This is a genomic window from Companilactobacillus paralimentarius (assembly GCF_963227125.1).
In the GTDB taxonomy this organism is placed as follows: Bacteria; Bacillota; Bacilli; order Lactobacillales; family Lactobacillaceae; genus Companilactobacillus; species Companilactobacillus paralimentarius.
The window spans coordinates 1118113-1138571 of the sequence record NZ_OY724131.1 but is presented as its reverse complement, the minus strand read 5'-3'; the positions used below and the strand labels follow the sequence as shown (position 1 = coordinate 1138571).

At 36.0% G+C, this 20459-nt stretch carries 24 protein-coding genes; 4 read left to right on the top strand and 20 right to left on the bottom strand.

The features are described from left to right. Positions 1-34: 34 nt before the first annotated feature. Entirely contained in the window at positions 35-1531 is a 1497-nt protein-coding gene (locus tag ACI6PB_RS05440) for a hypothetical protein (RefSeq protein WP_404327891.1), read from the top strand. A 49-nt stretch (positions 1532-1580) separates the two neighbouring features. On the opposite strand, the gene ACI6PB_RS05435 is transcribed toward ACI6PB_RS05440, so the two are convergent. Continuing rightward, on the bottom strand, positions 1581-2195 hold the full coding sequence (locus tag ACI6PB_RS05435; protein WP_404351223.1) for a hypothetical protein: 615 nt from the start codon (positions 2193-2195) through the stop codon (positions 1581-1583). Between the two features lie 247 nt (positions 2196-2442). Here ACI6PB_RS05435 and ACI6PB_RS05430 point away from each other — a divergent pair, with 247 nt between their 5' ends. Next, the gene (locus ACI6PB_RS05430; RefSeq protein ID WP_025086247.1) at positions 2443-2841 is read left to right on the top strand and encodes a hypothetical protein; all 399 of its coding nucleotides are present in this window, start codon (positions 2443-2445) and stop codon (positions 2839-2841) included. Positions 2842-2931: 90 nt separating this feature from the next. Here the strand turns inward: ACI6PB_RS05430 and ACI6PB_RS05425 are convergent, their stop codons facing one another. Further along, on the bottom strand, positions 2932-3852 hold the full coding sequence (locus ACI6PB_RS05425; RefSeq protein WP_404327580.1) for an IS30-like element ISLsa1 family transposase: 921 nt from the start codon (positions 3850-3852) through the stop codon (positions 2932-2934). A gap of 482 nt (positions 3853-4334) precedes the next feature. Here ACI6PB_RS05425 and ACI6PB_RS05420 point away from each other — a divergent pair, with 482 nt between their 5' ends. Both ACI6PB_RS05420 and ACI6PB_RS05415 read left to right on the top strand, forming a co-directional pair. Next, positions 4335-4910 (top strand): hypothetical protein, encoded by a 576-nt coding sequence (locus ACI6PB_RS05420; RefSeq protein ID WP_309511004.1) that lies wholly within the window; start codon positions 4335-4337, stop codon positions 4908-4910. Between the two features lie 82 nt (positions 4911-4992). Then, entirely contained in the window at positions 4993-6132 is a 1140-nt protein-coding gene (locus ACI6PB_RS05415; RefSeq protein ID WP_025086250.1) for a tyrosine-type recombinase/integrase, read from the top strand. Positions 6133-6476: 344 nt separating this feature from the next. Here the strand turns inward: ACI6PB_RS05415 and ACI6PB_RS05410 are convergent, their stop codons facing one another. The 18 genes from ACI6PB_RS05410 to ACI6PB_RS05325 all read right to left on the bottom strand — a co-directional run bounded on the left by ACI6PB_RS05410 (position 6477) and on the right by ACI6PB_RS05325 (position 20439). Continuing rightward, positions 6477-6686: a hypothetical protein gene (locus tag ACI6PB_RS05410; protein WP_404327992.1), complete on the bottom strand. Its 210-nt coding sequence runs from the start codon at positions 6684-6686 to the stop codon at positions 6477-6479. A gap of 79 nt (positions 6687-6765) precedes the next feature. After that, positions 6766-6945: a hypothetical protein gene (locus tag ACI6PB_RS05405; protein ID WP_404327889.1), complete on the bottom strand. Its 180-nt coding sequence runs from the start codon at positions 6943-6945 to the stop codon at positions 6766-6768. Between the two features lie 130 nt (positions 6946-7075). Then, the gene (locus ACI6PB_RS05400; RefSeq protein ID WP_256970479.1) at positions 7076-7201 is read right to left on the bottom strand and encodes a hypothetical protein; all 126 of its coding nucleotides are present in this window, start codon (positions 7199-7201) and stop codon (positions 7076-7078) included. Between the two features lie 60 nt (positions 7202-7261). Continuing rightward, on the bottom strand, positions 7262-8287 hold the full coding sequence (locus tag ACI6PB_RS05395) for a GH25 family lysozyme (RefSeq protein ID WP_404327993.1): 1026 nt from the start codon (positions 8285-8287) through the stop codon (positions 7262-7264). Between the two features lies 1 nt (position 8288). Beyond that, positions 8289-8570: a phage holin gene (locus tag ACI6PB_RS05390; RefSeq protein WP_334352935.1), complete on the bottom strand. Its 282-nt coding sequence runs from the start codon at positions 8568-8570 to the stop codon at positions 8289-8291. Then, complete coding sequence (locus ACI6PB_RS05385) at positions 8557-8883, bottom strand: hypothetical protein (protein WP_334352936.1); 327 nt, start codon at positions 8881-8883, stop codon at positions 8557-8559. The genes ACI6PB_RS05390 and ACI6PB_RS05385 overlap by 14 nt, the downstream gene beginning before the upstream one ends. 420 nt (positions 8884-9303) lie before the next feature. After that, the gene (locus ACI6PB_RS05380; RefSeq protein ID WP_334351948.1) at positions 9304-9453 is read right to left on the bottom strand and encodes an XkdX family protein; all 150 of its coding nucleotides are present in this window, start codon (positions 9451-9453) and stop codon (positions 9304-9306) included. Further along, positions 9453-9848 (bottom strand): hypothetical protein, encoded by a 396-nt coding sequence (locus tag ACI6PB_RS05375; RefSeq protein ID WP_334351947.1) that lies wholly within the window; start codon positions 9846-9848, stop codon positions 9453-9455. Before ACI6PB_RS05375 ends, ACI6PB_RS05380 begins: the two co-directional genes overlap by 1 nt. Before the next feature lie 11 nt (positions 9849-9859). Further along, complete coding sequence (locus ACI6PB_RS05370) at positions 9860-10621, bottom strand: hypothetical protein (protein ID WP_404327994.1); 762 nt, start codon at positions 10619-10621, stop codon at positions 9860-9862. 3 nt (positions 10622-10624) lie between these two features. Beyond that, complete coding sequence (locus ACI6PB_RS05365; protein WP_158136977.1) at positions 10625-10843, bottom strand: hypothetical protein; 219 nt, start codon at positions 10841-10843, stop codon at positions 10625-10627. Positions 10844-10897: 54 nt separating this feature from the next. Further along, complete coding sequence (locus tag ACI6PB_RS05360; RefSeq protein WP_404327995.1) at positions 10898-11353, bottom strand: hypothetical protein; 456 nt, start codon at positions 11351-11353, stop codon at positions 10898-10900. Then, the gene (locus ACI6PB_RS05355) at positions 11346-11864 is read right to left on the bottom strand and encodes a hypothetical protein (RefSeq protein ID WP_404327996.1); all 519 of its coding nucleotides are present in this window, start codon (positions 11862-11864) and stop codon (positions 11346-11348) included. Before ACI6PB_RS05355 ends, ACI6PB_RS05360 begins: the two co-directional genes overlap by 8 nt. Before the next feature lie 3 nt (positions 11865-11867). Continuing rightward, a complete protein-coding gene (locus tag ACI6PB_RS05350) occupies positions 11868-12806 on the bottom strand; it encodes a hypothetical protein (protein ID WP_404327998.1) in 939 nt (312 codons plus the stop codon). Continuing rightward, a complete protein-coding gene (locus ACI6PB_RS05345) occupies positions 12806-13456 on the bottom strand; it encodes a hypothetical protein (protein WP_404328000.1) in 651 nt (216 codons plus the stop codon). Before ACI6PB_RS05345 ends, ACI6PB_RS05350 begins: the two co-directional genes overlap by 1 nt. Beyond that, a complete protein-coding gene (locus tag ACI6PB_RS05340) occupies positions 13456-15270 on the bottom strand; it encodes a prophage endopeptidase tail family protein (protein WP_404328001.1) in 1815 nt (604 codons plus the stop codon). Before ACI6PB_RS05340 ends, ACI6PB_RS05345 begins: the two co-directional genes overlap by 1 nt. Further along, positions 15270-16196, bottom strand: a complete 927-nt coding sequence (locus ACI6PB_RS05335) for a phage tail domain-containing protein (RefSeq protein WP_404328002.1) — start codon at positions 16194-16196, stop codon at positions 15270-15272. The genes ACI6PB_RS05340 and ACI6PB_RS05335 overlap by 1 nt, the downstream gene beginning before the upstream one ends. Continuing rightward, positions 16196-20155, bottom strand: a complete 3960-nt coding sequence (locus ACI6PB_RS05330) for a tape measure protein (protein ID WP_404328003.1) — start codon at positions 20153-20155, stop codon at positions 16196-16198. Before ACI6PB_RS05330 ends, ACI6PB_RS05335 begins: the two co-directional genes overlap by 1 nt. Continuing rightward, entirely contained in the window at positions 20155-20439 is a 285-nt protein-coding gene (locus ACI6PB_RS05325; protein WP_404327871.1) for a hypothetical protein, read from the bottom strand. The genes ACI6PB_RS05330 and ACI6PB_RS05325 overlap by 1 nt, the downstream gene beginning before the upstream one ends. Positions 20440-20459 lie beyond the last annotated feature (20 nt).

Sequence of the window (20459 nt, the reverse complement as noted above, 5' to 3'; positions counted from 1 at the left end):
GCTATGGGTTTTAAACTGGGGTGAGTGTTTATTCATGAATAGGTCTTTCAAATTTCATCTAAATAATAAAGTTATTTTTTCAATTTTATACTTATATTTTCTCATTACGTCATTCTTAATTATTCCAGCTGGTGACGATTTCTTTTGGTGGGGCAAGCCGGGACACTATTTACTAACACATCATTTCTATGGATTAGACTCTTCATTTGGTGGCAGCTCTAATGGACGTTATTTAGGTAACCTTTTAGAAATTTTAATCATGCACAGTTCAATTTTTGCGGCAATCTTTTACGCTGGTATCATTACGATCTTTATTTGGTGTTTATGGTACTTAACTGGCCGTACTAGAGTATCTTTGACTATGGCATTAGCCTTCTTTATCACTTTACAGTCTGGTTATATTCAAAGTATTTTCATGTGGTTTGCTGGATTCGTCAATTATTTACCACCGATTACCCTACTATTGCTCTACTGTATCATGTTCAAAAAGTATATTAAAACCAATTACAGTTCGCCTACAGCTTTTTTCTTTCTCATGTCATTTATAGGTGGTTTATTTGTCGAACACATGACGCTTTATCAAATTTTTGTCGGCCTTCTATCTATATATTTCATTAAAATTTGGAACAAACGTAAGAATAATAATTTATCAAAAAATATTGTTTATGCATATACACTTGGTGCCGTGTCCTCTGCGATTTTCATGTTTGTCAATCCAGCCTATTACTTCAGTAGAAATGAATATCGCAAAGTTTCATTTTCACTGGACAAATACTTTGAAAGTTATGTTAATACGACACATTTTTGGATAATCACTTTTAATTATTTTATTATCACTCTAATCTGCTTATCATTGATTGTTATTGCTTTAAAAGAAGTCAAAAGTAAGCGAATTCAATATTTTATTATTATTTCCGCTGTCTTCTTTATAATTTACTATTTATCAGTTAATTTATATCTCAAGTTGAATTGTAAAATTAACTATATTAACTATCAATTTTTTCAAGTAAATCATAAGCTTGCTTTAATTGATGGCCTATTTGGAATACTATTTTATCTTTTCTTAATTGCGTCCACGTTGTTAGTCCTTAAAAATTATGACACTTATTTTTATTTGTTTAGCACAGTTGCCTTATTCATTCCTTTTTTATTCATCTTGTCACCGATCTTTATTCGTGAATATTTTAGTTCATTTGTCTTTTTGTATATTCTAGGAATTATTTATGTCAACAAAGCCATCGCAATTATCGACATGACCACTTTGACTCATAAAATTTTTAAAATCATTATGAGTGGAATTGTTCTTTCCTACGCATTAGTGATGTTCATGATGATTGCTAATTATCAATCCAATATGAATAGAGTTAAAGATCCCGATTTTCTCTACACGGCTAAGACTTTAGAGCACAAAGTTCCGTACCCTGCTTTTGTTTCACAAAATGATGAGTTAATGATGCAATCCCCTGTTTATTGGGATAATCGCTTGAACTACAAACTTAACGATTACTTTTATAACGGTAATTATAAATAATATTCAAAAGGCCGTATCTCTATATGAAATACGACCTTTTTGAGTACGTCTAGTAACTTGCAGTTACATTAATATCTTCAAGACTTAACCATTGATTATTGCCAATTCTATAGGCCACAAAATTCAATGGTATACCTGAACCATAAGAATAGTATCTGTCTGTTAACCATGAACTATTAGCAGGTAAGGTTTTATCTGTCTTATGTCCATAGGAATCATAAATAGGTGCATTAACGCCATTTTTCACAGTAATCACTTTAGCATCTGATGGTGGATAATTATCTACTTGTCCCGGTAAATTTTGAAGTCTTACTTCAAATCCAAAAGCTGTTCCATCGGAATTATTTGCCATCCATTCGTTTGTAGCAACTCTATAAAGGGTCGCATGAGTTCCATCAGCTTCTACACCATTGTAAACTTGCTTATCTGTTGCCCATGAAGATGATGGCCCCAGAACTCTATTACTAATTATTCTAAAAACCCCATCGTTACCTTTTGCATAGAGCTTAACCATACTATCTCTAGTGTTAATCACTGTTTTATAGCTACTCTTACTAGTTTGATATGTATCGGTTTCAGCCGCTTGTACAGATTGTGACTTAATACCAAATAACATAAAGAGACTTAAAGAGAGAAAAAAGACGATTTCTTTTTTCATTTTCATATTTCAGCCCTCCTATTGTAAACGATTACATTCTATGATGGTTTACTAAAAAATTCAAGAATTAATAAAAAAAGAGACCCCTTTTTTAAGGGCATCCCTTCTTTTACACACTCATCCGTACAATATGTACTTCAAATAATTATTTAATTCTAATAAGGAGAGTACAGTCATGAGCTATGGTGGTAGAGAAATACCACCAGAAGAATTAGAAATGATTAGACGTATCTTAGATGGGGGAAAATAATATATGGGTGATGTTACAACATATTTGCTCAATTACGCATTATATCACCACATAGGATTTGAATTACTTAATGGAATAGATTCAGACTGGCCCTCTTTAGCTATACCGGAGCGAAACATGATGTTCATTAATACGAATTGGTACAAGCAAGAAGAATTACCAATGATGGTAGCTCATGAAATTGGTCATATGCTCAACGGTGATACTTGCTACATGTATGACCACTCAAATACTGGAAAGATTAGTTCTGAGGGAGCTGCTAATAGGGTAGCAATCGATTTACTACTACAGTATTGTCGTGATAATGACATCCAATTTAATAACTACATTATGTTCCTTCAACAATTCTGCATTCCTCTAAGATACGAATATATAGTAAAGAAGAAAATGGTAATGAATTAGCTTTTAATACATCCCTTTTTGATATACTTAAATTGATTAAATATATCTTATGGGGGAAACATAATGTTTTTTATACGGCAAATTACAAGTTTAATCCGAACAAGCCCGGAATCTTTCAATGGCAGTCTGTTGATGATGTATTTTTAATGGTCGTTGATTAATTAGTTCAAGTGCTGCTAGGATCTCATCAGTCGTTACTTGGCTAAAATTGGTCTTTTTCGGGAAGAACCAGCGTAACCGTCTATTAAAATATTCATTGGAACCTCGCTCCCATGGTGAATATGGATGGCAAAAATAAACTTTGATCTGATAATCCTGTTCTAAGGCCTGATAATTGGCAAACTCTTTACCATGATCAACAGTAATGGATTTTACTTGGGGACCGAAGGCCCCCATAAACTTGCCAAAGGCGGTGTTTAGAGCCTTAGCCGTTCTATTAGGGGCTTTGATGGCCCATAGAAGTCGGGTCTTACGTTCTACGAATGTAACCAGACATGATCGTGACTCACCTCGACTAGAAAGCACCGTATCTACTTCCCAATGACCAAAAGCTAACCGTTGATTAACAGTTGTTGGCCGTTGTTCGATGGAAGTCCCACTTGTAAATTTCCCACGATTTTCGCTCACTCGGTGCTGGCGGACATTCCGATTGGGTAGATCAGTCAATTTGAAGGGGAGCCAGCCACGATTAAGCCAATTATAAATTGACGCAGTGCTCAAGTTATAAGCGGCCGCAATGGTTTCTGGTGACCAGGTTAATCGTAAGTGATTGGTAATTAAAGTCGCTAATGCTGCCGTCAGCATCGAACGACGACCGCAATTCCGCCTTTTGCGATCTGCATCTTGCTGAGCTAATTCTGGATCATAAGGTTTAACCCGGTCCAACTCATAGCTAATCGTAGCTTTGGTGACGCCTAAGGCGTCAGCCATTACTTGGTAAGATTTATTCCCCTCATTGACCAGTTGTGCTAGTGCGCCACGTTGAAAACGTGATAAAGTAGATGTACCCAAAGTAATCACTCCCTATATTGGTTGGAATTAGCTACTACCATTGTAAGTGATTGCTTTGGGCTTTTTAATTTCTGTTCGGATTAATTATAGAATTTGCCATACTGTTAGTAATACTTGCGGTTGCATTAATAGCAATTCTTTTTGCTAATCTTAGTAAAGACGACAAAAATAAGCCTGATCCACTAATTGATTTTCATCCACATTGTATTAGGTGTGGATATCCATTGCTTCATAATGAAACCACTTGCCCAAAGTGCGGAATACAAGTACAAATTTCGCCAGAAGAATTAGGTAAGCAGCAGAGAATATACTTAGCAAATAACAACGCTTGGGGTAAAGCTGCCAACAGTTTACAATCGGCTAGTGATAGCTTAAATAAAACTGGAAGCAATATGTCACATATAGGATGTATGTTAACTATATTCATTACGATACCAATATTAATTATTTTGTATTTCATTTAATACTTTGGGGGAAATATTATGAAGAACTGGTCTAAGAAGAAAAAAGTTATTGTATGTATTTTATCTACACTGGTTGTGGTCCTTGTAGGATCATACCTATTTTATAGCTTTGCGCCATTTAAGAAATATGGTGATACACACGTTACTATTGACCAATACAATACACTATCAGATGAACAACAGCTGGTTGCAAAAATAAACTATGGCTATGAATATTATTTAGCTCAAGTCACAGAGGATAATCCTAAGACACTTCCAGATAGTAAAATATACGGTGATAGTGGATTCCCTGAATTTTCAATTAATGCTGAACAAAAATTAGCCAAACAAGCTAACGCAAAAGGCAATGGAAATATCGGAAGTACCTTGTTAAATCAGGTTGATGATGAGATGACCGGTAATTCTGATTTAAGTTATTCTCAAACGGGAACTGCTTTAGATAATTTTGGCGATCAAATTGAATCCATTGAAACTGTTGCAATAATTGCTCTTAATAACAAAGGCATCTATTCCAAGGATAAATCTAAAAACAAAAAGATTAGTGCTGAGTTTAGATTACGTGTTGAAAGAGATATTAATAATCAGTACGAATAATCGGCTAAACAACAAAAATAAATCTAAGTCTCAAGTAGGCTTATTTATTTTTGCCCAAAAACGACTTAAAGAGGTCTTTATTATGGCAACGATAGAAAAGCATGGTAAATCTTATAGATACAAAATTGGTTACCAAGATAAACAAGGCAATAATAAAAGATATGTTAAGGGTGGTTTCTCTACCAAAACAGAGGCACGTCACGCCGCAGAAGAAATGGAAATACAAATGCGTCATGGATCTAGTCTTGATAAACAAGATGTTACTATCAATGATTATTATAAAAAATGGGTTGAAGTATATAAAAAGCCAAACGTTGGCTATTCTTCCATGAACCGTTTTAACAATATTGCGGAAGTTATAGATAACTACTTCCCTGATACAAAAATAACTGACATATCTAAAATGGACTATCAAACATTTATGAATGACTATCAAAAAACGCGTTCAACGGTCACTTGTAAAAAAACTAACTCAATAATCCGTTCATGTATTCAAGACGCAATTGACGATCAAATCATTTATTCCGACTTCACTCGTAAAGTAACAATCAATGGTGCTCCCAGTAAAAAACGTGCAGTAAAATTTTTATCCATTGATAATTTTAAAAAATTAATTGATTATGCTGACAAAAACAAATCTTATTCTGCAATTACCTACTACTTGATTTTAACCGGTGCTTACACTGGATTGCGCTTTGAAGAAATCGGTGGTTTGACTTGGGATAATGTTAATTTTGAAAAGAAAGAACTATATGTTAAAAACATTTATGATTACCAAAAAGAAAAGAAAATTGTACCTAGGACTAAAACTCCTAGTTCTATTAGAACAGTTCCTATATTGCCAGAACTATCTATAATTCTAAAACAACTAAAACTCGAACAATCTAAATGGCAACTTGCTAACAAGTATCGTGATCCTGAAAATGCAGTTTTTAAATCATTCGACTGCAAGATTCCAAGTGATACAGGTTGTATTAAAACCCTTACTTTAATTCAAGATGAAATAAACATACCTCGTAAACAGCAGATAGCCACACATGGCCTACGTCATACCCTAGCCTCGTATCTATTGTCTAAGGGTGTTCAGATTAAATACGTTTCAGAATTGCTAGGACATAAAAATACAGCCATTACCATGCGTGCATATGAACATTTATTAAAAGAACAAAATATTGAACAGCAAGATAAAACTATTAATGCTTTAAATGAATTGTCTAAGTAAACGTTGATATAACAGTAATTGTCCCAAAACATGCTAGATTGGGACAATTGGGACAACTGTGGGACAATAGAATTTCTATTGCTAGAATATATTAGAAAATGTTTATATTTTTTTAAAATAAAAAAGTTTCCCTTATCCCTATTGTATCGGTACTTTTAGCGTTTTAAGGTAAAAAAATAGAACACTTAGAAGTGTTCTAAAATTGCTTATTTAAGGAGAGTACAGGATTTTAAAAAGCCTATATATCAATTCCCATTTGAAATATGCGCAAAATATGCGCAAAGTCTTACTTTTTATTATGTTTTTCTACCCATAAACGGTAAAACATCTAGCGTAAGAACAATTTAGTTATTTTCTGAATAATCCTTAATTTCATCAGCAATGGCTTCTTTTGTCTCTTCGAGATCCTCAAAATATGTAACACCGTCATCAATTGAATTAGGCCATAGAACCCAAGCGCCTTGTTCTTCATCAAATGTAAGCTTTCCGTAATCGTTCTCGTTTACCAATACATCGTAATTCTTAGCGTCTACTTCATCAAATTTAACAGTCATTTTTATGTTCTCCTTTGTTTTTATCTCTATCTCTTTACAAGTTCTATTATATACGCATATACGTATAATGTAAAGAGAATTATAACTCTTTTTCTCTATTTTTTAATAGGATTTTAAATTCATCTACATCCTCTTTAGTAGCTTGATTTTTTATAAAATTTCTGGCAGTAGATCTTCGATTAATATACTGCTTTCGCTCTTTATTTTTCCGATCCCATTTATCGCTGGCTTTTCTTTGTGCAGCTGAAACTTTTGCCATTTCTAATCTTCTTCCTTTATCTCTTTACAATTATATTATATACGCTTATACGTATAATGTAAAGACTTTTTTAATTATTTCTAGACAAACAAAAAAACCCACCACCTAAATTAATAGATGATGGGCTTTTTTATTTATTTTGAAGTTTGTTCACGGCTTCTAAAATTGTCTTACCGTTTGCTGAAACACTTGAATTGTCTTTATCTGAAACGGTAAACAATTGTGAAACCATGTCTAATTGAACACGATATTTCATATGTTTACCTCCTTGAAATATAATGTTTGTTATACTACTACGATTAATCTAAATGTCAAACTATTCAAATTTTGAGCCAGAAGTATATTCGAACGGAATAAATTGATCAGTAGCAATCTTAGCCATCGGAATATCATTGATGACTTTGAATCCAGCGGTTTTGAAGGATTTACCAGTGCTGACAGACGCGTTCTGTACTCGGTTTCCCTTACTATCAAAGACAGGTGCCGGTGAATCGTCCAAATATTTAACAGTGATTAAATCTTTAAAAGTGGTCTTAGAGATTGGCACGAAAATATCGGTAGCAATTTGATAGTGAGGTTCGTTGTTGATCATTACAATATCAGAACTTTTCCAAGTTGAGCCTGCATCATATGTTTCAGGTCGTTCAATGCCTAATCTATCCACTGAATGGGTTTGTTCAGTTAGCTTAATGACATTTTCTACCTTTGACTTTTCAGGTTCAACTGTAGGTTGTGTGACTGCTTCAGTTTTAGTTGGCTGTTTATCAAAAATTCCCCAATCATAACTCATATCTTGAGAACTACCACCCCATTTCGATGTGTATTGCCAACCAATGATATTGCCTCGGGTTCCACAATCTGCAGAACCATAAGAAGCTACCCAAGTTCTATGCTTGTTAGCGTTTAAAATGCCTTGGTTGAACCAGCTTGCCATACTGTATTGGAACACATTTGTATAGCCTTGTGTTTCAAGGTAATTAATGAAAGTATCAACATAGCTTGCTACTGCCGACGTATTTAATGATGGATCCTCAACATCAACGCAAAGCGGTGTATCTTTTCCATAACCTAAATTAGTAACCGATTGTTCAAAGAATTTTGCTTCATTGATTGCATCAGTAACACTAATAGCCAAGAAATAATGATAGAATCCGACGTTCATGCCAGCTTTAATTGCATTCCTAGTTTGAGTTAGTGCTTTAGGACTTAAATAATTAGATCCATTAGCGCTTCCTTGAGTTGTTTTGATCAAAACGCTTTGAACACCTGAATTTACAAAATTTTGGAAGAATGCTAAATCATCTCTTTGATAGCTCGAAATGTCTGCAAAATATTTAGTCATGCTAGTTCCTCCTTAAATTTGTTGAATTTGAATAAGCCGGTGTTTTAACTTCCGTGGGAGTATTACTGTTAGTACTCCCTTTAGATGTGTCTGTAATCAACCCAAGTGAACCACCAATCAATAGAATAGTGTTTACTATTCCCATAATTTGATTAATTTGGTCAGATGTGATTTCCCAACCAAATAAATGGCCAATTTGTTGACCAAACACTAATATCAAAGAGATTAGAGATACCCACCACGCTTTTGAGTGGACATCTAATGTTAATTTACTTTTTTTCATTTTTATCCTCCATTGATTTAAATTGAGTGCTTAATTTTTCGACTTGAGCTGTAAGGCCGTCGATTACCTTACTTTGTTTTTTAATAGTTTTACTTTGTTCAGAAATTTGAACTCGCATTTCAATAACTTGCTGCTTTAAATCGTCACGTTCGTCCATTGCCTTTTTGGTTCTTTGATACATATCTTCAGAGTATTCAGCATAGACTTTTTCATTACCACCTTGATTTTTAACGTGTTGAAGCCAAACATTGAAGAAACCACCGACAATAGCACCACCAACGGCAGATACAATAATTTTAATTAGGTCAGTCACCTGGTATCACCCCACATAGCTTCAGCAGTTATTCGGATGGCGACAGCGCAAACTAATATCGTGTCCAGGTGTGGAACAAACACAGGTGCAAATAGATCATGAATCAAAAATATAATTGAATAGAAAAGCCACACAAACGAAAGCAGAAAAGTAACTATTAATCTTAGCTTCCCTTTTAATTCGTTGTTACAAACTACTACAACGAACAATCCAATAAATATCAATATCATTGAATAAATAGGCTTATTTACCTCAGAAATAATTTCAGGAGAATGTGGTGGATGATCCATGAAATTATCCGTTATGGCAAAGATGAGGCCAAGAATTAAGGTTTCTAGTCCAGTCATGAACCAAAATCTATTATGTTTTAAATATCTCAAAAGTAATCATCTTCTTTCGATACACAAAAAAGAGTAGCCGTTAGGCTACTCCTTCTTTATCACTCTTATAATCTTCATTTGTGATTTGTTTATATTGATCGACAGTGATATTGCCTAATTTTACAAAATAAGCCACTCCTTCATTATCATAACCACCAATATTGAACATCAATTTAATAAAATCAAACATTAATTAGTACCTCCATTTGTTGTATTTGAATTAGTTTGTGATGTTGCTAAAAGTGGTGCTATAAGTTTCCCCAATTGTGCCGCACTAGCGATAGCACTATCTGCTTTTTTATCAGCACTATTAGCTGTCACGATTGCTTGACCAACATTCTTACCAAGTAATGCATTAGCTTGAGTTGTTTCTTCATCAGGTGTCATACCTGTTGAAATGTGGACTAATTTATTATCAGATTCTCTGACCGTCCACTTAAACATCTCATCGATTGAAAAGGCTGGATCACTATTTTGAATTAGTGTCCAACCTTTTTCATTTGCCTGCGTTTCAGCAGCAATATTGCTTGTATTGTTTACACCGATAATATTTCTATCATCATCTAAATAAACTGCTATTTCCATAATTACACCTCCTAATTTTTATATGTGTTCACTTGAATTACTGGAATTGGGAGCGAAGCTTTGGCAACATCACTATTAATACTATTTTTTGATTGTATATTAACAATAAGATTCATACTAAGCGTTTTATTAGGAAGTACATTAATTGTTGCTCCTCCAAAACTTAAAATGCTGAAAGAAAAAGAGTAATTACTATAGTCCTTGGAAATATCATCCCAACTGCCCATGCCATTAATTTGCGTTTGGCCATTAACTGTTTTTCCGATATATTGTGACAATTGGTCAGAAATATCGAATGAATTATTAACAATTAATTTCTCTTTAGGAACCTTAATTCTTTTTAATCCAATTGATGATAAATCCATACGAACAGTATTACTTCCAAGTCCAAAAACCCCCTGAACTGCTGAAGTTTGATTGCTTAAAGTGATTAACAGGCCATCTCCAACATTATCATAATTTGGTGTCGGACCCGATAACAAAATATTTCCAACTGCTGAACCAGAAAAAAGATTTATGGTGGATGGCAATTGTGCTACTCCGCCACCGGTATTTCCTCCAGTAGTTCCTCCAGTACTCCCACCAGTGTTACTGCCTGTACTCCCACCTGTTGAACCACTACCGCTTAGCATTTGTTCTGGAATGTCAATTCGATTGGTAGAAGCTTTTGCAACAAATTGATTTTTTAAATTGCCGTTTTGATCAACAATTCCAATTTTATAAGGCATATTTCCAACTGTTTTACCGATCAAATCTAAATCTTGATTTTCCATTTATTAAGACCCCATTTCTTTATTCATATTTTGTAATTTGTTTCTAATGGACATGCTCATAGTTTGGCTAACATCAACTTTTCCTAAAGCACTTGAAATAGCCGTTTGAACATCACTAGCTTTTTCAAAGGTCGAAAAATCTGGAAGTCCTAATACAGCTTGTGCATGTGTTTGTGGATAGAATTTTGCTCCATCCTTTGACATTTGAACTATGTCAGTCATTAATCTCTCCTACTTTCTTAAAATTAGTCATTAACCTCCCCTACCTTTTTAAAATTAGTCATTAACCTCCCCTACCTTTTTAAGAACAATGTTAGCATTAGTTATTGCACTTTGAACCTGTGTCATATTCACAAAACTAGATACGTCTGGTGTTGCCTTAGTTATTGCCGTAGTCATTTCTGACCTTGTAGGGTAATTTGTTAAATCTGGTTTTGCTCCAGACACAGCACTACTTATTTCAGTTGTTACATCAGTTTTGGTTGGATAATTACTTAAATCCGTTGGTTTAATTCCAGATACAGCAGTACTTATTTCAGTTGTTACATCACTCTTAGTCGGATAATTTGTTAAATCTGTCGGTGCAATTCCTTTAATTGCACTTGTAATAGCAGTTTGAACATCACTAGCTTTTTCAAAGGTCGAAAAATCTGGAAGTCCTAGTACAGCTTGTGCATGTGTTTGTGGATAGAATTTTGCTCCATCCTTAGACAATTGAAGAATGTCAGTCATTAATCTCTCCTACTTTCTTATACTCAAATCGTTGGTCAATTGGAATGTTAAACCCATCAATTTGAGCTTTAATTTGTTGTATTTTTTCGAGCCAATCAGCTTTTGTAGATTCCAAAAGATTATTAATGCTCTCAATACCTGGAATATAATTTATTGAAGTACCATCTAGCTGTGTGCTAGGGATGATTGAAATATCAAAACTACAGGTAGTGATCTGATTATTAATCATGAAATAGGCATCCTGAATCTTGCCAACAGAATCAGTTAAATGCTTGCTGATTGGGTAGCTAATAACATTCCCATTTACATTTACCGGATCATTACAAATAATTGTTCCATCAGGCTTTTTTGCCTCGAATGTTGCAAAACCTATTTCAAGATTAGGGTAGCCATCATTAGAAATAGAAGCTTCAATAATCACATCATTTTCACCTTGTCTCAAGATGATTGGATCATTATCAATAGTGACATTTTTACGAATATCAAGACTAATCTTTGCTATTTTTGTCATCTATTAAGCCCCCATTTCGTTATTCATTCCTTGTAACTTATTTCTGATTGACATATTCATAGTTTGACTAACATCAATTTGACCATTTGTAATCATTTGTGAAATTAAATTTTGAGCATTGCTATTAGTCAAAACATCACTGGCTTTAATTTGGTTTTGCAAATCAGATAGGGCTTGAGCATTAGTTTGATTTTTAGACTTTAAATCTTCAATTTGAGAATTGACATCTGCCATTTGGCTTTGTATATCGTCAATTTTCTTCTTTACAATCGCTACATACAAAGCAACATAATAAGCAAGCTGTTTTCTACCGGTCTCAATCAAATCGTGAATCATAAGCAAAGCACGTTGAAATTCTGAAATATAGACGGAAAAACGGTGTGGCATAGCATTTTGATTTCCAATGATTTGCAAATCAAAATCTAGTGTAGTAATTGCTCTATCACGATTAACACTTTCAATGATGAAGTGAGCCGACTTAAAATGTCCCTTTGCTTGAGCAATAACTGATTCAGGTTGCCAAGTGATAATCCCTTCTGAAGCCTGAGAAGTTTCAAAGCCAATATCAGAACGAATGTAAGCACCGCTTGCATCTGTTCCTTCAAAACTGATTAGCTTGTCTCTTAAAGCATTCCCATCGCCAACATAGCCGCTCAAATCTTCCACATCTGCATTAGGAGTTAGGAAATTAAGTTCAAAATTGTAGTTTCCTGCTAGTCCTTGCACCATATAAGCAGGTTGAAATTTGTGTCCCAAAAATAGCAATTGTGACCAGCCTTCAGGCGTGATGTGGCCACTTTCGTCAGTAGAATATTGTGTTGGCAGATATGAGGCCTCAGCTAAATTGGTACAAAAAAATAGTGCTTGAGTCGTCGGTAAAGCACTATCAACAGCATTATAATCGAAATTCTCATAGGAACCCGGGAAAATATTATCTTCCATTATTTATCCTCCATTTCATCATCCATTTGGTGTAACTTACCCTTCCAACTGTAAGCATCGCTGATACCATAATCACCAGTGTAATTTGGCGGATAATATCCATTTGGATTTGGATTACTAGGGAATCTTCCTTCAATATTTTTAATTCTAGTTTCTAGATCCCCAAGTTTTTGATCAACTTCCGATTTTTTGGCATAATATTCTGCAATTGATTCAGAAAGTTCATCGCTTATTTGACTTAGCTTATCTGGAGTAAGCTGTTGGAAAAAGTTAACTAGCAGTTGGATGTTTGAATCCTCGACTGCTTGGTTCTTTAATACAGTATTTATAGCGTTCTCGACTTCTTCAATGTTATAAGTAGTTGAATGGAACATCGAAGGGCCGATTTGTTCTTGAGTTAGCCTATCCAAATGTAGTTCATTTCCATCAATTCCTTCTAGCGGAGCAATATCTGGAACGGATAGTTGTGTATCTTTAGTAACGTCTAGCAACTTATATTTTTGAGCAATAACATTACCATCATCATCTTTGCCAAGAATTTTTAAAACATAGCCGCCAGAATCATCGAAAATCTTTGTGCCAGTGTCGGCTGTCTTATTTATATGCATTCTATTCAGTCGACTATAATTTACAATTTGCATTGGATCCATTAGCTTCCCTCCTTATTTAATTTAATTTTATTTATTTTGTCATTCATACTCTTTATAGACTCAGTTGCTTTACTAAGTTTGGCTTCTTGCTTTTTAAAAGCTTTATTAAGTAGGACGTTGTTTCGATTTGCAAGTCGAATCTTATCAGACATTTCATAATTGATATCACGCTTAGATAATTTTGAATTATCAAGTGTGACGGTCATAGGACTGTTATTTGTCAACGGATTGCCACTGATTCCGTTTAGCGTGATCATTGTTTTAATTCCGAGAGGTTCAGCATTCAAAAACAACGTATCACCAACGTTCAAACTGTCATCTTGAGCAGACAAGTTAACAGTCAACTCAACTACTGGTTCGGTTTGCATTACCGAATCAGCATACTTCTTCATAGAATCAGCATCTTTAATTTGGTCATTAGTAATATCTTCGCCAACGATTAAACCGTGTTTAGAGCGTGAAGCTAAGCTGTAGTAAAAGAACGGATCAAAATAATATTTTACTTCGTCCGTGTCTGCCTTTGCTGTATCATCGGTGGCTGCACCATTTGATTTAGGCTCAACATCTGTATCACCGTCAAAGTTGATATCATCAGCACAAACCCATTCATTTGTTGCCACACGATACCATGTTTTTCCACCATATCCATCTGACACAGTTCCATCAATTTTCCATTGACTGCCGTTAGGTAGTGTTCGACCAGAAATTTCGTGTTGAGCAGAATATGGAGAATCATAAATTTTAGCAAAAGCTGGCGTGATAGTAGTTTCCTTGTCACCAGTACCAGTGGTTATGTCAGCAGCCTTAATAGTACCTTGACCCCAGACTTGCTCGATAACTTGTTGTTCTGGCTTGACATCGCCAGTTTTATCAAATGAGAAATATTTCTCACTTACCCATTCGTTTGTGGCAACACGATACCAGACAACACCGTTAATTGATACTTGCTTATCAATAGCCCATTTACTACCATTTGGTAGTTTTTGACCGGTAAAGTTATTTCCTACCGGTGAGCTATAAACGGGTGCTCCACCATCTTCCATAGTTGAAATAGTTCCCCGAGCATTGCCAGTAGAAGTTGCTGCCGATGTGCTAGATGAGCCAATAGAATCGCTTGTTGAGGTTCCATCAGCTGTTGAACTGTGGGAATCATCAACTGTGGCACCATACAGCATAGCTCCATTAACCATTGAAGTGGAGTCTACTGATAACTCAATATCATTAGTGTTGTGAGACCATATGAATTGCCGGTTTGTAGCAGTCTTATATGAATTCTGATCATAGATTAAAACCGTTTTTCCATTTGGCAGCCAACGTGCTCCATATGAATCAACGGCTTTTTGAATTGCGTCCAAACCGGAGCAGTTACCCCAGTCCGTAATATCAACTGTGGGAAAACTCCCATTGGTTTTATATGAATAGCCTGAATTGTACTGACTATCAAAGACGAATTTCATCATTGAATCAATAGAATAGCTTTGGCTTCCCTTGTTAACTTTGAACTGCCTAAAATTTTGAATACCAAAGATTTCATGTGTTGCCGTGATATCTTTAGTAACAAAATCATCCACGTATTTAGATACACACTGCTTGATTTGATACTTTTGGCCGTCAAAAATAATATAAGCATCGTTCTTCAGCAAATCGAATGAAACACCATTCTTTTTTGTGAGGAACGCTGTAAAAGACAGTTGAAATGTCGAACTAACCTGCTTATCTATTTGAAATGTATCTTCATTTAAACACGTTAACCATTCTTCATTCTGACCATCAAATGATCTAACGTAAATTTTATGCCCATTAAAAGCTGGCATTAGAAATAGATAAAATAGAATTCAAAGGCAATGTCCGAATTTGTTAGGCCAGAAATTTCAAACTCGTTATCACCTTTTGCTAGTGAAATTGTTCCGTGATTACTATTGATTCCATCAGGCTGACCGTTTAAATACGGGTCAACTCCATCAAGAATAAGCTCATCATTTGTACTTAAAACCACGTTGTAGGTGAATGTCTCGCCAGTAGTTTTATTAGTCAAAGTTGGTGATCCAGAACCTTTAATGTGGATTTTTAGATAATGATTTTGTCCCAATGGATCAATATCAACTGAACTTGGATTATAAATAGAAAACTTCTCTTCTTTGGATTCATAAGAAATATCTTTATTAGGTATTCCCATTCCATAAGAAAAGAAGTTTTTTTCTTTATCAAAGATTTCTAACGACGTGCCTACACTCTCACGCATACCTGTATAGTTGTTGAATGTGATGACAAAAGTACCTTGCTTCTCATTGAAATAGGTTGGTGCAATAGGCTTAGTAACCACGCGATATTTAAATGTTGGTTCATCACCAAAAACAATCCAGAATCCATTTCTACTCATGAAGAAGTTCTGTAATTCAGCAAGTAGCATAGAAAACTCGGGCTTATTATCTCCATCAATCATCCATGTTGTTGTGATATCACGTGAGTCGAATGATCCCGAAGTTCTATTTTGACCGTCACGTGTATTCATCTTTTGCCAGTTATCTACCGGATTGGTGATAGCTGGGTCCCAATCGTACATGTGCACGCCAAATAAATTTTCATCATCATAATATGATTCCCAATTAACCCCATCAGCACTTATTGCCACCTCAATTGGCTCTAGTGGCAGTCTTGAAGGATTGTCGTGGCCGTTTGAAAAGCCATAAGCATGAGGTTTAGGATTAGTCGTTTCATCTTTAAATACCTGATTTGTCATTATTGTCTATCACCTCGTTGGTATGCATAGATATCTGTATTGCGCCTATTTTGTTGGTTTAGATTACTCGAAGCTTTTGCAATATTAATTTCTGGAGCGAAATCTTTATTATTGATTGAACCAAGTAAATCGATAACCATTTCCAATTTTCTATCTATATCGGCATTATCATCTTCGCAATTGTTAGCAGCTTGAGTTGAGACGGGTTGAGCACGCATAGTTGTGTCCATTGCCTTAGCTAATAGTGGATAAGCCGTGACATCATAAGGATTAATTACAAATTCATGGTGTTGGCTGTTATCTCCAATGATTGCGCTTTGTTCTTCAAAAACTTCGCCACCATTAGCAAATCGACGATGACCAGAAGGGCCTGATGCTAGTCCACGCCATTCACCATACTTGCCGTTATATCCCACGCCAATATCAGAATACCAATTACTATCGTTAAAGAAAGCAAGTAATTGATCGTAAGCAGATAAAATATTACGGTGACCCGGTAACGCATACGCATCAAATGTACTTCGTTTGTACTGTAATAGTCCCATGGCAGGTCCAGTACCATCGCCGTCATCAATTCCTCGAATTCCGGCTCGTCCACCTGATTCATTTTTAATCAAAAATTGCAATTGTCGTAGCTTCTCACCATCTATGCTAGTACGCATTGCACTTGCAGCACGCTTAATCAAACTTGGATCATATGAAGCGCCACCATGTCCAAGATCACCAAGGCTTTCTTCTAATTTTTTCTTGGTGCTATTTAACATTTCCTTGAACTTAACAACTGCTATGCTTGATAGCTTTCCAATAGCACCACTGGCTAATCCACCAAAACTGGCTGCTCCTTTAAATAGACCATCAGTAGCTTTATGAAGTAGTTTGGATATATTTCCAAGCGGATCTTTGAGAAACTTATCAACAGCATCAAGCTTGTCACCGATCCATGATCCAATATCAGATAACTTACCCTTGGTCCAATCAATTGCATCGCCAACAATACCACCGTGTGCGTAATGATCTACACCAGCAGATGCCATAATGGCCGCTGTTTCATCACCGTTATATACTCTTGTGCCCACCGGCAAAGGTAGCACTGCGTTACGTTGGTGAGTCATCTTTAATTCGCCAGAAGGTAGTTGTAACAGTTCCTTCCAGTTCTGACCGGCACCATCGTTAATCATCGATAGACGAGTATGTACGACACCGCCTTGAGCAAATCTGACTGGCGCTAAATGGTGAATATTGGTCGTATGACCAGTGAAGAATTTCCAAACCGAATCAATGGCATTAACACCAGCATTAATAACATTCAAAACACCGTTAATACCATCTTGTGCGGCTTGCTTGATACCTTTCCAGATGTTACTGAAGAAGTCTCCTAATCCTTGCCACATACTATGCCAAACAGAACTAATTGCATTTAATACTGAAGCAATTATATCGTGCATACCATTCATGTAAGCTCTAGTAGCTTGCGATAAAGCTTTCCAAATATCTGAAAAGATGTTTTTAATATCTGTCCAGACTTTGCTCCAGTTACCATGGATAATATCAAGCACAGTTTGAATTACGTCAGAAATTACATTCATCGCCCCAGTAACTAGTGGCTTAATCACATTCCATGTAGATCTGACTACAGTAGTAATGACGTTCCAAGCTGCTTTCCAAATCGCTTTGATAATATCCATGCCACCTGATATGACACCTTTAATTACACCCATACCAATATCAACAATTGGCTTAATAATCGCCCAAGCTTTTTTCACTTCAAGCGATATAAGGCCCCAAGCAACATTCCAGATTACATTTACCACAGCCATCCCAAGTTTAATGATTTGCTCAACCATCTTAATTCCGGCAGAAACAACTGGCTCAATCGTTTTCCAAAATGCCTGAATAGATTTAACTGCCAACTTGAAGAACGGGCCAAATGTCTTTTTGATCCACTTTACAGCATTACCAAGCCACATAACAACATTTCTATACCAATCTTTGATTGTATTAATAAGTCCGTTTACGAAATCACGGAATTTCTTATTGTGCTTATATAACTCAACTAAAGCAAATATGATTGCCGCAATAGCCGCAATCCAAATGGTAAATGGAACTGCTTTTAGTGCTGATCCAAATGATTTTACAACACCAGAGCCACTCTTTAATGAAGTCGTAAACTCGGTTACTGGCTTGCCAAGATTCTTTAGACCACCAGTTATCTTTAGATTATCGTTTATAGACTTGACGCCACTAATGAATTTACTGGCATTCTTTAAAACAAACACGCTAGCTAGTATTCTACCGAACGTTCGAATAGCTGGTCCATTGTTTGATAATGATTTTAGGGCGCTAGCTAGTCCGCCTACAGACTTTGAAGCATCTTTACTGTTATTTGATGTTTTACCAAGTGGATTAACTAAAAATCCGAGCACTGAAACCACACCACTAATAGCTGCTCCCACAACTTTAAAAGCAATAGTTAGACTGCTCTTAACAATGCTGCCGAATGCTTTGATGTTACCAGCGTTTCTGGCAAGCCAAGCTGAAAGCTTATCGACTGACTTACCGGCATTTTCAACCATCTGGTTTAGGGTGTTTGTAAAGCCCTTACCAGTAAAATTGTCGCCAGCAAAAGCTTTAGTAACCGTAGCAAACCCTTTACTTACTTTGTCTCCCAAGTCTTTAAATAAATTCTCTGTATGAGTTTCAGAAACCCACTTAGAAATAGTGCCAAAGATAGGGTTTTGTGCTTTTAGCATCGGCTCTTCAATGTCACCTAAAAGTTTCGGCATTTGTGCTTTAACCGTTCGTTGCATACCAGTCATGGTCTTTAACATATTATCGGCCGCTTCACCATACTTGTGATTACCTAACTCAGTAAAAACACTCTCAAGGTCTTTACCAGTGATTTTTCCTTGTCGAGCCATATTACGCATTCCTGCAACGGTTGTATGTTCATGCTTAGCAAGTGCTTCATCAATCATTGGAAAATAAGCACCTATTTGATTTAATTCACCAGCAGACACCTTACCAGTGGCTAACCCATGAACCATATCTTGAGTTACTGACTTCATTTGATCACCAGTCAGTCCGACAGCATCACCCATATTCAGCATGGCTTTTGACAAGTCATCGGCTTCAGACTTACTGGAATGTAAATGATAGAATCCTTGTTCTAGCTCGTTAACTAGATCACTAGCTTGGCCAGTCTTCTTGCTTAAATCATTGATTGTGCTGACCATGCCTTTGGCTTTATTAGCTGATCCAGTTAAGGTTGTCCATGTTTGTAACATAACCTGCTGTTCTTTGTCAAAATCATAGCCGGCCTTGGTTGCTTCAACAACGCCATCTTTAACTTTGTCATAAGCGCTATACAGTGCATTGCCAACAAACGTACCTTCTATAATGTCACGCAAACGATGGCCGTTCTCACGTGTTTTCTTGGCGCTTTCGTTAAACTTTTGGAATCCATTACTGAAGCCATCTTTTACTTTTAGTAGCAATGAATGTTCCTTGGGAACTTGTTTAATTCGCTCACTAAGATGCTTGAACATATCGGTGAACTTATCCTTAGCACGCAAAAGTACGGATCGCTCCTTAGGAACGTCCCGCACTTTGCGTGAGAAGATGCCAATATTTTTATCGTTGATTTTAGACTTTAATGTCGTCACAACATCACGTGGAATCTCTTTGAGACGATCAATTAGGCCACTGATTTTTTCACGGATTGAATTGCTTGAATTAGAAACTTGGTTTTTATACTCATTAAAGTTAGCTTTAGCTTCGTCCATCGCTTCTTTCTGTTTAGAAGCATAATTATGCCACTGTTCGCCACTCTCACTAACTTTAGATCCCATACTAGCAGCAGCACGAACTGCTTCGTCCATTGCTTGACGTGCATTAGCAACTCCTTGACTAATCTGATCCATGAATTTCCACACGAATGTCTTTTCAACAACTGCACCCATTAATCGGCCTCCTCTCTGTCAGCTTTTGCTTCCATTAATCTTCGATACATAGCCATTTGAGGCGTATCGGGTTGTCGTTCTTCGACAGTTCGATAATCAGTTAATTTGCTAATCTCATTTGCAATCTGTTCATCGGACCGTTCTACAACTTCACCTAACGGTTGACTGAGTTCGACTCCATAGGTTGCCTGTGGCATTAAACGAGCATGCATTTGCTCACGTTGCCGATTGAGCACATTAACCTGATAACCATGCCAAACAGCTTTGAACTCAGCCGGTGTCAACTGTTCTAATTGTTCTGGAG

What these genes read in the sequence shown, in the direction of transcription:
- ACI6PB_RS05440 (WP_404327891.1), top strand. Translation starts at nt 35, where the DNA reads ATGAATAGGTCTTTCAAATTTCATCTAAATAATAAAGTTATTTTTTCA.
- ACI6PB_RS05435 (WP_404351223.1), bottom strand. Translation starts at nt 2,195, where the DNA reads ATGAAAATGAAAAAAGAAATCGTCTTTTTTCTCTCTTTAAGTCTCTTT.
- ACI6PB_RS05430 (WP_025086247.1), top strand. Translation starts at nt 2,443, where the DNA reads ATGGGTGATGTTACAACATATTTGCTCAATTACGCATTATATCACCAC.
- ACI6PB_RS05420 (WP_309511004.1), top strand. Translation starts at nt 4,335, where the DNA reads ATGAAGAACTGGTCTAAGAAGAAAAAAGTTATTGTATGTATTTTATCT.
- ACI6PB_RS05415 (WP_025086250.1), top strand. Translation starts at nt 4,993, where the DNA reads ATGGCAACGATAGAAAAGCATGGTAAATCTTATAGATACAAAATTGGT.
- ACI6PB_RS05410 (WP_404327992.1), bottom strand. Translation starts at nt 6,686, where the DNA reads ATGACTGTTAAATTTGATGAAGTAGACGCTAAGAATTACGATGTATTG.
- ACI6PB_RS05405 (WP_404327889.1), bottom strand. Translation starts at nt 6,945, where the DNA reads ATGGCAAAAGTTTCAGCTGCACAAAGAAAAGCCAGCGATAAATGGGAT.
- ACI6PB_RS05400 (WP_256970479.1), bottom strand. Translation starts at nt 7,201, where the DNA reads ATGAAATATCGTGTTCAATTAGACATGGTTTCACAATTGTTTACCGTT.
- ACI6PB_RS05395 (WP_404327993.1), bottom strand. Translation starts at nt 8,287, where the DNA reads ATGACTAAATATTTTGCAGACATTTCGAGCTATCAAAGAGATGATTTA.
- ACI6PB_RS05390 (WP_334352935.1), bottom strand. Translation starts at nt 8,570, where the DNA reads ATGAAAAAAAGTAAATTAACATTAGATGTCCACTCAAAAGCGTGGTGG.
- ACI6PB_RS05380 (WP_334351948.1), bottom strand. Translation starts at nt 9,453, where the DNA reads ATGTTTGATTTTATTAAATTGATGTTCAATATTGGTGGTTATGATAAT.
- ACI6PB_RS05375 (WP_334351947.1), bottom strand. Translation starts at nt 9,848, where the DNA reads ATGGAAATAGCAGTTTATTTAGATGATGATAGAAATATTATCGGTGTA.
- ACI6PB_RS05370 (WP_404327994.1), bottom strand. Translation starts at nt 10,621, where the DNA reads ATGGAAAATCAAGATTTAGATTTGATCGGTAAAACAGTTGGAAATATG.
- ACI6PB_RS05365 (WP_158136977.1), bottom strand. Translation starts at nt 10,843, where the DNA reads ATGACTGACATAGTTCAAATGTCAAAGGATGGAGCAAAATTCTATCCA.
- ACI6PB_RS05360 (WP_404327995.1), bottom strand. Translation starts at nt 11,353, where the DNA reads ATGACTGACATTCTTCAATTGTCTAAGGATGGAGCAAAATTCTATCCA.
- ACI6PB_RS05355 (WP_404327996.1), bottom strand. Translation starts at nt 11,864, where the DNA reads ATGACAAAAATAGCAAAGATTAGTCTTGATATTCGTAAAAATGTCACT.
- ACI6PB_RS05350 (WP_404327998.1), bottom strand. Translation starts at nt 12,806, where the DNA reads ATGGAAGATAATATTTTCCCGGGTTCCTATGAGAATTTCGATTATAAT.
- ACI6PB_RS05345 (WP_404328000.1), bottom strand. Translation starts at nt 13,456, where the DNA reads ATGGATCCAATGCAAATTGTAAATTATAGTCGACTGAATAGAATGCAT.
- ACI6PB_RS05340 (WP_404328001.1), bottom strand. Translation starts at nt 15,270, where the DNA reads ATGCCAGCTTTTAATGGGCATAAAATTTACGTTAGATCATTTGATGGT.
- ACI6PB_RS05335 (WP_404328002.1), bottom strand. Translation starts at nt 16,196, where the DNA reads ATGACAAATCAGGTATTTAAAGATGAAACGACTAATCCTAAACCTCAT.
- ACI6PB_RS05330 (WP_404328003.1), bottom strand. Translation starts at nt 20,155, where the DNA reads ATGGGTGCAGTTGTTGAAAAGACATTCGTGTGGAAATTCATGGATCAG.